General features: G+C 36.7%; 15 protein-coding genes and 1 other RNA gene. 13 read left to right on the top strand and 3 right to left on the bottom strand.

Annotated elements, in window-relative coordinates; translation table 11 throughout:
• Nucleotides 1-9 precede the first annotated feature (9 nt).
• Nucleotides 10-600 (bottom strand): Holliday junction resolvase RecU, encoded by a 591-nt coding sequence (recU, locus tag NLW78_RS07410; RefSeq protein WP_254496419.1) that lies wholly within the window; start codon nt 598-600, stop codon nt 10-12.
• Nucleotides 601-712: 112 nt separating this feature from the next.
• Between recU and NLW78_RS07405 the strand changes: the two genes are divergently transcribed.
• From NLW78_RS07405 to NLW78_RS07350, 12 genes are all read left to right on the top strand, one after another.
• The gene (locus NLW78_RS07405; protein WP_254496418.1) at nt 713-1,663 is read left to right on the top strand and encodes a DUF2515 family protein; all 951 of its coding nucleotides are present in this window, start codon (nt 713-715) and stop codon (nt 1,661-1,663) included.
• A 295-nt stretch (nt 1,664-1,958) separates the two neighbouring features.
• Nucleotides 1,959-2,255, top strand: a complete 297-nt coding sequence (locus NLW78_RS07400) for a hypothetical protein (protein WP_254496417.1) — start codon at nt 1,959-1,961, stop codon at nt 2,253-2,255.
• A gap of 5 nt (nt 2,256-2,260) precedes the next feature.
• Nucleotides 2,261-2,614, top strand: a complete 354-nt coding sequence (locus NLW78_RS07395; protein WP_254496416.1) for a DUF1798 family protein — start codon at nt 2,261-2,263, stop codon at nt 2,612-2,614.
• A gap of 88 nt (nt 2,615-2,702) precedes the next feature.
• Nucleotides 2,703-3,122: a cytidine deaminase gene (gene cdd, locus NLW78_RS07390; protein WP_254496415.1), complete on the top strand. Its 420-nt coding sequence runs from the start codon at nt 2,703-2,705 to the stop codon at nt 3,120-3,122.
• A 117-nt stretch (nt 3,123-3,239) separates the two neighbouring features.
• Nucleotides 3,240-3,647, top strand: a complete 408-nt coding sequence (locus NLW78_RS07385; RefSeq protein ID WP_302328477.1) for a CotD family spore coat protein — start codon at nt 3,240-3,242, stop codon at nt 3,645-3,647.
• Nucleotides 3,648-3,739: 92 nt separating this feature from the next.
• The gene (locus NLW78_RS07380) at nt 3,740-4,297 is read left to right on the top strand and encodes an SLOG family protein (protein WP_254496414.1); all 558 of its coding nucleotides are present in this window, start codon (nt 3,740-3,742) and stop codon (nt 4,295-4,297) included.
• Between the two features lie 62 nt (nt 4,298-4,359).
• Complete coding sequence (gene gpsB, locus NLW78_RS07375; protein ID WP_437181953.1) at nt 4,360-4,653, top strand: cell division regulator GpsB; 294 nt, start codon at nt 4,360-4,362, stop codon at nt 4,651-4,653.
• A 90-nt stretch (nt 4,654-4,743) separates the two neighbouring features.
• Nucleotides 4,744-5,126, top strand: an RNA gene (gene rnpB / locus NLW78_RS07370) — RNase P RNA component class B.
• A 100-nt stretch (nt 5,127-5,226) separates the two neighbouring features.
• Entirely contained in the window at nt 5,227-6,366 is a 1,140-nt protein-coding gene (locus NLW78_RS07365) for a THUMP domain-containing class I SAM-dependent RNA methyltransferase (RefSeq protein ID WP_254496413.1), read from the top strand.
• Nucleotides 6,367-6,544: 178 nt separating this feature from the next.
• The gene (locus NLW78_RS07360) at nt 6,545-7,189 is read left to right on the top strand and encodes a DsbA family oxidoreductase (protein WP_254496412.1); all 645 of its coding nucleotides are present in this window, start codon (nt 6,545-6,547) and stop codon (nt 7,187-7,189) included.
• A 474-nt stretch (nt 7,190-7,663) separates the two neighbouring features.
• A complete protein-coding gene (rlmN, locus tag NLW78_RS07355; RefSeq protein ID WP_254496411.1) occupies nt 7,664-8,722 on the top strand; it encodes a dual-specificity RNA methyltransferase RlmN in 1,059 nt (352 codons plus the stop codon).
• A gap of 172 nt (nt 8,723-8,894) precedes the next feature.
• Nucleotides 8,895-9,002 (top strand): YjcZ family sporulation protein, encoded by a 108-nt coding sequence (locus tag NLW78_RS07350; protein WP_254496410.1) that lies wholly within the window; start codon nt 8,895-8,897, stop codon nt 9,000-9,002.
• A gap of 92 nt (nt 9,003-9,094) precedes the next feature.
• On the opposite strand, the gene NLW78_RS07345 is transcribed toward NLW78_RS07350, so the two are convergent.
• The gene (locus NLW78_RS07345) at nt 9,095-9,700 is read right to left on the bottom strand and encodes a YhcN/YlaJ family sporulation lipoprotein (RefSeq protein ID WP_254496409.1); all 606 of its coding nucleotides are present in this window, start codon (nt 9,698-9,700) and stop codon (nt 9,095-9,097) included.
• A gap of 119 nt (nt 9,701-9,819) precedes the next feature.
• Between NLW78_RS07345 and NLW78_RS07340 the strand changes: the two genes are divergently transcribed.
• Nucleotides 9,820-11,148, top strand: coding sequence for a PhoH family protein (locus NLW78_RS07340; protein ID WP_254496408.1), 1,329 nt, complete (start codon nt 9,820-9,822; stop codon nt 11,146-11,148).
• Between the two features lie 35 nt (nt 11,149-11,183).
• On the opposite strand, the gene NLW78_RS07335 is transcribed toward NLW78_RS07340, so the two are convergent.
• Complete coding sequence (locus NLW78_RS07335) at nt 11,184-11,669, bottom strand: hypothetical protein (RefSeq protein ID WP_254496407.1); 486 nt, start codon at nt 11,667-11,669, stop codon at nt 11,184-11,186.
• Between the last annotated feature and the right edge of the window lie 43 nt (nt 11,670-11,712).

Genomic DNA, 11,712 nt, shown 5'->3' with positions numbered 1-11,712 from the left:
CCTCCTCATTTAGAAGTAGAGCTTATCAACAATGGATAAATAATCGACTCTAGCAGGATAACGGAATGGGATTACATATCCGTTATCTCTTATAAAATTAATAGAAATAGATTTTCGACCGCCTTGAAATTGTTCTTCCCATACTTTTAAAAACGACGTTGCAGGCAAAAGGAACGTTTCATTTTGAAGTGCATATCTAATAATAAGGAAACAAATACCTCCATGTTCTAAAATCGAACGCATATGTTGCACTTGGTGTTCGTGAATATTCGCTAACGGTATCGAGGTACGGCTTTTTGTTTCCTTTGCTTCAAAATCAATGTATTTTCCTTTATATAAACCATTATAGTCAGTTGTTGAAGCTTGTTTAAAGTAGGCTTCTTTAATAACAGCTGCACTTCTTTTTGGATAATCTACTTTTACAATTTGTACAGGTGTCGGTTTTTTATGAATAATTGCTTTGTTTGTTTCTAAATATAAATTGTTCGTTTCATTAATGTCGTTTTCGAGGGTCATTCCTCTATTTGCATATTGTGATGTTCCGTTATGCAGGGAATTGGCAATTTTTCTTTTTTTATGATGCCCATTCGGATAATTCATAAAACTTCCCCCCCTTTTCATTGACAGTATCATATCAAATTTTTCAGGAAAAAGATAAGATTACGCGTACAATTTATGTGAACACGAATCGGTTACAAAGGAGATAAATCCTATGTCTGATCTCATACAAGAAATTAAGCAAAAAACAGAAGAAAATAATAGAACAAATGTGACAAGAACGAAAGCTTATTTAGCTTATTATAAACAATTTCCAGAAATAAAGTGGTCTTTATTGGCAAGCATGGTTTCCAGGAATGCAGGATGGAACATGACGGACTTAGAAACAGACACATATAAAACATTGTTATCAGACAAAATGCGCCGTCATTTATTTATGACTTATGAGCGGGCAAATTGGTTCATCTTTTCTGATGCTTATCCACAGTTACTCATTTATCAGTATTCAGTAGAACGAAATAAACCTTTGTTTGATTTACTTCCTGCTCTTCATGTATCGAATTTTATGTATAAAGAATGGCTTCACTTTTGGAAGTATGAAAATAAACATCGATTAATGAAAGCACTTATCATAAATGAACAAAATTTAATCCATGAACCAATTATAAAACAGCCTTTCTTTAAGTTTCATGTGTTTTGGCAACTTCCTTATATTTTACAAGAAAAGGTCCACTTGAATGCAGTTCTATTTCCGACAATGACGAAAGAAATTTACGGTATTTTTATTAAAGATTTTACAAACGTAACGAAACGTATTGAAACTGGAAAAACATTAGCCTTCATTTTGTTTCATCCAAAATACTACAATCAGATTACTGACTTTGCTTATTCCATTGAACCAACAGGGTCAAGAAATGAATACGAACAATTTATGGTGAAATATGACATCAATTCTCCTGAAATACATGACACCTTCCCGGTTATAGAACATGCAAACAAATATCATGAGGATTGGTATAAGAACGGTAAGCATTTCCAACCAAATTGGTGGGACGATAGTTCTGCACCGAGGAATACGAACATAAAACAAATCTTTTATAAAAAGAGGGCATTTCTCCGCATGTTGGCAAATATGAAACAAAGAGTAAAAAAAGCAAGCCAATAGGCTTGCTTTAAACTGATGGACGATTTGGCCCTTCTAGTTTTGGATTACCGTCACCTTTCCAATTTTTATTTGTTGGTTTTGCGTGTTTGCTTTGTTTCTTTTGAAACTGCTTATTTTTATCACTCATTGGAATCCCTCCTTTCACTTTAGTTTGAAATATTGTCGAAAAAGTATACTTTTTAATGCTCAAAACGAAACCGTTGTAACATTCCTTCTAGTTTTGTCGCATGTGAAGGAGATGAAAGGGGAGGGAAGAATAAAACGGGTAAGGATAAATTGAAGAGGAGGCGATTCCATGGGTGTAGCTTATCAATCGGAAAATGAGAAAGGTGTTTCGAAAGAAGAGTTTGATCGAATGTTGCAACAGTTACACAATGAGGCACATCGTTTTGAATTAAAGTTGGAGCGGACATGTCATAAACAATTGATACAAATAACTAATCAACAACAACAAAACGTGTTACAATTACAAAAGAAGTTACAAACCATTACAAAGGACTTTCAAACTGAAAAAAGAAAGAAATTACGAAAGGATACGTTTTATAAGCGTATTTTGACATGGTTTAAACTGACCTATTTACAAAGAGGATGACAAGTGTGCAAACATTACAACAAATGGTTGAACAATTATATGATAAAGTTTTGTCTGAATGTTTAGAACGATATGAACGGAATGAACCGGTTGATAAAAAGGATATGGATGTCTTTAAGAAAATTAAAGAAGAAACATCTCCAAACTTTTCATTAATTGAGGAATGGGAGAAGGAAACAAACGCACATGTTCATAAGCTTTCTGTATTTCCCAACCAGATTCAAAATACGCGAGATAATATGGAACTGCTCCTACTCCATAGTTATTACATTGATGTGAAGCGAAAACGATTTATGGAGTTGTATCATTCTGTTGATTTCGTTTTAAAACAAATACGGCAAGACATTTCTGGTACGTGAAACCGCTTTACATTCGTTAAGGGATTCCTTATAATATAGTTCCATTATTCGTGTAGGAAAGACTTCGTGAAGTGAAGGGAAGACGATGATGAGTAAAGAATTATTACTATCCAAGGCGAAAGAAGCACGAAAAAGAGCGTATGTACCTTATTCAACATTCCATGTAGGGGCTGCGTTACAAACAAAAAACGGTAATATTTATTTAGGTTGTAACATCGAAAATGCAGCTTATCCTGTAACTTGTTGCGCAGAGCGGGTCGCGATTTTTAAGGCAATTTCTGAAGGTGAAACAGAGTTTGTAGAGATGGCAGTTGTAGCCGATACAGAAAGGCCAGTTCCGCCTTGTGGTTCTTGTCGACAGGTGATGAGTGAGTTTTTTGCGCAAACGATGACTGTACATATTTCGAATTTACAGGGAGAAGTGAAGACGATGTCCGTTGAACAGTTATTACCATTCTCATTTTCTTCGCAAGACCTGTCTGATCGAGATGGCAAAGTCTCCGAATAAGGAGACTTTTTGTGTCGTTAGACATTTTATATAAAAAATAGGTAGTTGGCTTAGTACATGTCTCCTTTCTTTGTAATATAAATATTAGTGAACGGGTTAAGGAAAGGAGCTGATGAGATGCATTTTAAAGGATCAATGTTTCCACAGAAAGGAATGTTTCCAGGTAAGGGTATGCACCCTTCACAAAAAGTAGTTCATCCAACAGAACATTGTGTGCAACACAATTACTTTCCACATGATGTAGATCACATTCATCCAACTCACACAACAGTTGTAAATCACCATCATACGAACCATAAACATCACTTCCCACACACTCAATCAGTGGTGAATACAGCTAGCTGTCAAAATATTAACATGGGTCCAGGATTTGGACCGATGGGACCATCTCCGCAAATGGGGCCGACATCTCCAATGGGGCCGACATCTCCAATGGGACCGACATCTCCAATGGGGCAAACAGGACCAAAAGGGATGAACCCAAAAGATAAGTTTGATAAGTTCGATAAGTTCGACTGGAAATAGTACCTCGTATACGTCTATAACAATCTTTCCGAAAAAAGAAGCTGGGTCAATCCAGCTTCTTTTTTCAAACATTTAGAAAGGGTTACGATCATATGAATGTAATAACGATAACAGGTTATAAACCAAATGAACTTGGTATATTTCAAATGAATGATAAAAGAATACACTTTGTTAAAGAAGCCATTAAGCGGCGTCTAATTCCATTTTTAGAAGATGGGGTTCAATGGATTTTAATTTCAGGACAAGCGGGAGTTGAATGTTGGGCAGGCGAAGTAGTTTTGCAGTTAAGAGAAGACTATAATGTAAAATTAGCTGTCATACCACCATTCTTAAAACAGGAACAAAGGTGGAAGGAAGATCAACAGCAATTGTATCAGTATGTGATGAGTGAAGCGGATTTTGTAAAGCCATTAATGGAAAAGGAATATCAAGGCCCTCATCAATTTCGGTTAAAAAATCGTTGGCTAATTGACAAAAGTGATGCTTGTATTATGTTATACGAAGAAGAAAAAGAAGGAAGTCCGAAATTTTTTCTATCGGAAGTACGTAAAGTAAAAGGGACAAGGGATTATCCACTTTATTATATCACTTCTTTTGATCTGGATGATGTTGTGAGAGAGATGGAATTAGAGGGGAGAATCCCCGAATGAAATTGACTTTTTGTCAATCATTTGAAAAAATAAGAAACAAGTAGTGTCATGAGGTGATGGGAATGTTGGAAAAAATGCATTTATCGGCGAAAGAAATTTTAGAGAAAGAATTTAAAACGTCTATTAGAGGGTATAATCAAGATGAAGTAGATGAATTTTTAGACGTTGTTATCCAAGATTACGAAGCATACCAACAGGAGATTGATCGATTACGCAAAGAAAACGAACAATTGAAAAAGGGAACTGATCAACCGAGAACAAGGTCCACGCAGTCTACAGGGAATATAAATTACGATATTTTGAAACGATTATCCAATCTGGAGAAGGCTGTCTTTGGCAAAAAATACGCTGATTAATCAAATTGGATAATTTTTCACCTTGTCTTTCTTTGTCATCATGTTATAATAGTTATTCCGTGATGATAAATGAATCATGCGAATAATTGAATGCTCGGGTAATCGCTGTATGACCAATCATACAGAGGAAAGTCCATGCTCACACAAGCTGCGATGCTTGTAGTGTTCGTGCCTGATGAAATCATAAGTCAGGGCAGTTGTCTTTGACAGCTGACGGCAGGGAAAGTACCTAAGTCCTTATGGATATGGACGAATACCTTGAAAGTGCCACAGTGACGTAGTTCATCTGGAAACAGATGAAGTGGAACGAGGTAAACCCCGCGAGTGAGCAACCCAAACGATGGTAGGGGCACTCTCCTGAGGGAAATGAACCGCAGGGAGAGACAGCAAAAGTCTGTAGATAGATGGTTACCACCGGAGTACAAGGTTGACCGCCGTTTGTAGTACGATGGTACAGAACATGGCTTACAGAGCGTTCAAATGGTCATTCGCATGAAATGAGACAAACAACTCCCTAAAACAAGCGTGCTTGTTTAGGGAGTTTTTATTTTACATAAGAAAGGATTGTTCAGCATGGCTGAGACATATACGTTAATGGCAACTGCTGCTGCAGGGCTAGAATCTGTTGTAGCAAAAGAAGTGCAGGATTTAGGATATGACAATGTACAAGTGGAGAATAGTCGAGTTTTATTTAAAGCCGATCGTTCCGGAGTAGCACGGGCAAACTTATGGTTACGCACAGCGGACCGTGTAAAACTTCTTGTTGGAGAGTTTGAAGCAACGACGTTTGATGAATTATTTGAGAAGACGAAAGCATTACCTTGGGAACATTACATTCCAGAGGATGGAGAAGTACCAGTTGTGGGGAAATCCGTAAAATCAACTCTTTATTCTGTTCCAGACTGTCAAGCTATTGTGAAGAAGGCTATTGTAAATCGGATGTTAAATAAGTACGGGCTAGCAACGAAAATACCTGAAACGGGAGCTAAATATAAAGTTGAAATTGCTTTATTGAAGGATAAAGCAACCTTGACAATCGATACGACAGGACCAGGACTTCATAAAAGAGGTTATCGTGTAGGTCAAGGTGAAGCACCATTAAAAGAAACGTTAGCAGCAGCCCTTGTTATGTTAACAAATTGGCGTGCTGATGAACCGTTTGTTGATCCATTTACGGGCTCAGGGACAATACCGATAGAAGCAGCTTTAATCGGGCAAAATATTGCACCCGGTTTTAATCGGGAGTTTGTTTCTGAAGAGTGGGGGTTAGTTCCGCAGAAAGTCTGGGATGAGGCAATTGTTGAAGCTGAAGACTTAGCTAATTATGACCAGCCACTTCAAATTTCAGGTTACGATATCGATCATAAGATGATTCAAGTTGCGAATCAGAATGCAAAAGAAGCTGGATTAGCTGACCTAATTCATTGGAAACAAATGCAAGTAAGAGACTTTCATCCAAAAGGGAAAAATGGTTATGTCGTATCAAATCCGCCATATGGCGAACGGATTGGTGAACGAAAAGAAGTAGAAGAAATGTATAAGCAATTAGGTGTGAACATGGCAGAACACCCTAGTTGGAGTGTTTATATTTTAACTTCTCACCAAGGTTTCGAGAAACTCTATGGAAAAAAAGCAACAAAGAAGAGAAAGCTGTTTAACGGTTTTATTCGAACAGATTATTATCAGTATTTTGGTAAAAAAGAAAAATCTTAATTAGAAAACGAAACCCTCTTTAACAAGAGGTTTCGTTTTTTTTATACAACCTCAATCTTTGACGTACATCATGGATATACATTATATTTATCTTGTGTTAAAGAATTTTTGATTCAAGACATTATTTCTCGAATGAAGTTTACAATTCGATAAAAAATAAGAATGAGGAGGTTACGAAATGACAGTGAGAGTAAAAATATATTCAGATTACGTATGACCGTTTTGTTTTATAGCGGAGGTTCCGCTTGAACAGGCAATAAAAGGAAAAGATGTTGAACTAGAGTGGCTTCCTTTTGAGTTACGTCCATATCCTACGGAAACGTTAAAGCCAGAAGGAGATTATTTACAAACAACTTGGAAAAATTATGTTTATCCAATGGCTGAGCAGTTAGGTGTTCATATCGTTTTACCAAAAGTTTCACCACAACCTCACACCCACCTTGCTTTTGAAGGGTTTCAATATGCGAAGGAAAAGGGCAAAGCGAATGAATATAATCACCGAATGTTTACTGCGTTTTTCCAAGATGAATTAGACATTGGGGACATCGAAGTGTTAACGAAAATAGCCGGTGAGATAGGATTAGATGAAGCTGAATATCAAGAAGCACTGAAGACAAGAAAGTATAAAGAGAAACATCAACAAGAGTTACAACGTGCATATGCGGATCAAGTACAAGCTGTTCCAACCTTTATGATCGGAGATACAATCGTTCGGGGAGTAAGGCCAAAAGAAGAGTTAGAGAGCATTATAGATAAACAACTTAACAAACCAAAACAAATGTTTGACTTTGATGGAATGGTTTGTGGTCCCGACGGTTGTTAACTGAATGAAGAAGACCTATGCATGAAAATGTGAGTAAGAAAGAAGAACATCTATATCTGGCTACGATATTTAGTTGTAGCCAGGTAGTTCATTTCCTTGTATCAGTTCATAATATTCACCAATCCCTCAATAGGTCTTTCACATCAATCCTATTCACCGTTCATATTTCCAAATGGATATCAACCTTTAAAAAGGATGCCTCTGGATGATAACATTACTATCCGCCGTGAATGGTGGATTATGCCTGCATTTCTTTACTTCCTGATTAATGTTTGTTATTATTATTTTTTCCGTAAAAAAGAATCACATATATGTAAAACTGTAAATAACATCCTTCTAGTGTAATAATGAATTGCAAAAAACAATTTTAAGATCATCATAACGATCATTCCTCATATCATTATTTGGTGATACATTAACCTATTGAGGGTAGTATAGTAACGGAGAATAATTCGAGTTGAAAAGAGGGTTAAAATGACAAAAGAATCCATCTACGGGTTAACATTTGACCAATTATCGTCATGGTTAATAGAGCGCGGACAACAGAAATTTCGTGCGAAACAAGTTTGGAACTGGCTATATAAGAAACGTGTGAAACAATTCTCAGATATGAGAAATGTAAATAAAGAATGTATTGAATTGTTGGAGAAGAATTTCTCCATTCAATCATTAACGGAAGAAATTAAACAAGAGTCTAAAGATGGTACGATTAAATTTTTGTTTAAGTTACCAGATGGGAATTTGATTGAAACGGTGTTAATGCGTTTTAACTATGGACTCTCTGTTTGCGTCACAACACAGGTTGGCTGTAATATCGGTTGTTCTTTTTGTGCCAGTGGATTATTAACGAAAAATCGTGACCTTTCGAGCGGTGAAATCGTAGAACAAATTATGAATGTTCAGCACCATCTGGATGCCATGGGTAAGGATGAAAGGGTAAGTCATATCGTTGTCATGGGTATCGGTGAACCTTTTGATAACTATGATAATTTAATGGACTTTTTACGGGTTGTGAATGATCAAGAAGGATTATCCATTGGAGCTCGTCACATAACCGTATCAACTAGTGGATTGGCAAATCGTATTTATGATTTTGCTGACGAAAACTTGCAAGTAAACTTAGCCGTATCCTTACATGCACCGAATAATGAGTTACGTACTCAAGTGATGAAAATTAATAAAGCCTTTCCCCTCGAAAAACTTATGCCGGCCATTGACTATTATTTAGAAAAAACAAATCGCCGGATTACATTTGAGTATATTTTGCTTCGGGATGTGAATGACCATAAGAAAGAAGCCTTGGAACTAGTAGAGTTACTTAAGGATAAACGTCACCTTTCTTATGTGAATTTGATTCCGTATAATCCTGTTGATGAGCAGGAATACCAGAGAAGTACTAAGGAAGCTATTGTCGATTTTTATGGTACATTATTAGAGCATGGGATTAATTGTGGAGTCCGCGTCGAACAAGGGTCTGATATTGATGCGGCGTGCGGACAACTACGCAGTAAACAAATTAAAAAGACCAACTAAAACGCGTTCGATGAGGAAATAGGTAAACAAATCTCATTGCATCCAATTGCACAATTGGGTGCATTTTTTTTATTAGATGATTACACATTTCTTATGAAGTAAATATGAGCCTTTCCAAGCGTACGTGTATATTCATATATATAAGTATAAAAGAGTGGGGAGGTGAACTGTTATGGGTTATGCTGGCGGAGGATACGGAGGCAATTTTGCCTTGATTGTTGTACTGTTCATTTTGCTCATTATTGTTGGCACTAACTACCGTAGTGGATACGGCTATTAAGGCATAAAAAAGATGCCTCCTTTTCATTTTTGGACCTATGCATAACTAAGCATAGGTCTTTTTCTTAACCATATAATAGCCGCTAGATTACGTTAGCGGCTATTACGATCCATATTGTTTTTCGATTGGTCTTCTTGAATGTTGTTCAATTTTTGTTTTTCATCCTCTGGTACTGATCTCTTATTTGTGTCAGGTTCTACAGGTTGGTTTTCCTTAGGAGGAACGGTTGGCATGTATCGACCTATAATAGCGGATAGTTCGTCTAAAATTGCATCTTCAGGGTGTCCTTGTTGAATTTTATAAGTAACCCTTCTTAATCGTTCAACTATATCTGCATCTGCCATGACCATTGCATTTTGACCATGTGTGTCCTTACGCAAAGCCTCTGCTACGGAAAATTTTATTGTACCGACTCGCGAGCGATCCAAATCTTTATCTACATCTATCCCAACTAAAGTATATGGCCCAAACACTACCGCTGCAGAGTCATTTACGCCAGGTTGATTAGCTGCAACATTCGCCAGACGTTTAGCCTTCTCCGTATTGGTTAAATCTTCTTCTTCATCTATTTCTGAATTTTCAACTTGTAAATATTCATTGTTATTCCCTTGTGTACCTTGATCTGGTTTGTCATTACAAGCGTTTAATAGTCCTGCAACCAAGGTTGTAACAACGAAACCAGCTACTTTTTTACCCATTAAACATCACTCCTTCTTATATATATTTTTTCTAAGTCGTCTAGAATTATGTTTTTAAACATATATTTAAATAACGGAAGCCTTGCCAAATCTTGTGGATGGAAATAGGAGGGGCTTTTTTGAAAAAGATATACGTATTAGACACAAATGTTTTGCTACAGGATCCGCAGTCTATTTATTCATTTGATGAACATGAAGTTGTTATACCTGCAGTCGTTTTGGAAGAAGTGGATTCAAAAAAGCGAAACATGGATGAGCTTGGACGTAATGCGCGGGAAAGCTCTCGAATTATTGATCGTTTCCGGCAGACTGGTCAGCTTCAAAGTGGCGTACAATTGCCTAATGGTGGAGTATTACGTATCGAGTTAAATCATCGATCTTTTTCGAAATTAGAAAGCGTCTTTAATGAAAGAACGAATGATAACCGCATTTTAGCGGTTGCATTAAATTTACACTTAGAGGAGGAGAAAAAAGAGGAGAGAAAAGAGGTTGTACTCGTCTCAAAGGATATATTAATGCGGGTAAAGGCCGATGTGCTAGGCATTAAAGCGGAGGACTTTTTAAATGAACGTATCGTGTTAGAAGAGCATTTATATGAAGGTTTCCAAGAAGTATTTGTAAATGAAGGTCATTTACAACAATTTTTCCAGTTAGGCAAGCTTCCTGTGAACATCATTGAATGTAAGCATTTGTGCCCGAATGAGTTTGTTGTTATGAAAAATGAAATGAACCCATCCCAATCGGCAATTGGTTTTGTAGAGAGTAATACAAAACAAATAAAGAAATGTAATTTTACAAATGAAATCGCATGGGGTGTCAGAGCTAGAAATGCACAACAAGTAATGGCATTAGAATTATTATTTCGTAAAGATATACCACTCGTCACAATGGTTGGAAAAGCAGGTACAGGAAAAACGTTGTTAGCTTTAGCAGCAGGATTAATGCAGGTGGAAGATTTAGGTTTGTATAAAAAAATGCTAGTTGCCAGACCGATTGTTCCATTAGGAAAAGATATCGGTTATCTGCCAGGGGAGAAAGAAGAGAAGCTAAAACCTTGGATGCAACCGATTTACGATAATTTAGAATATCTATTTAATGTGAAAAAGTCAGAGGATTTAGAAAATATTCTATCCGGGATACGGTCCATACAAGTTGAACCATTAACATACATAAGAGGAAGAAGTATCCCAGGGCAATTAATTTTAATCGATGAAGCACAGAACTTAACGAAACATGAAGTGAAGACGATCTTAACCCGGATTGGTGAAGGTAGTAAAATTGTATTGTTAGGTGACCCACAACAAATTGATCATCCTTATTTGGATGAGTTAAACAATGGACTAATGCATGTCGTCGAGAAGTTTAAACATCACGAACTAAGTGGGCATGTCACAATGTTGAAAGGTGAGAGGTCGGATTTAGCGCAACTATCCGCTGATTTATTATAGGAGTAAGAAAAGCAGGCCCAATCGGGTCTGCTTTTTTATTGTACAAAAATCTCCCTTACACCTTGAATCGGTGTATCTTTATTGGATCCATCGCCAAAATAAAAGTGTACAGGTCCATTTTCTTTGATAGGTCGTCCATCTATCGCGAATAAAAAATACCCATCTAAAACAGACTGTATAGGAAGTTCGTGCTTAGTCTCTTCTGTTTTTAAAACAATGGACTGAGCGTTGTCATTCAACTCTGCATTTTGCAGAAAGGGTGCTAACGGCATTACATATGTATTTTCCAATACTTGTTTTCGCTCAAATTTGGAAATGCTTTTATTGACTGGAGGGTTAATTTGTTGCTGATACACTTCTCGATCCCATAACTTATCCATTTCTTTTGCACTATTTTCTTCACTTTGAGAGGATTTCGATGTGAAAGCGTCGTCGAACAATACTTTTCGGTCATCAAAGATCCAAACACTAGGGTCTAATGTTATTGCATAGTTTACGTTTCCTTTAATTTGTACGATCAAGTCTGTCACCTCTCATCTACATAGTTCTCACTTATCAGTATAG

This window comes from Salirhabdus salicampi, from assembly GCF_024259515.1.
GTDB lineage: Bacteria > Bacillota > Bacilli > Bacillales > Alkalibacillaceae > Salirhabdus_A > Salirhabdus_A salicampi.
The sequence above is the reverse complement of the archived record's forward strand: the minus strand, read 5'-3'. Positions and strand labels throughout refer to the sequence as shown.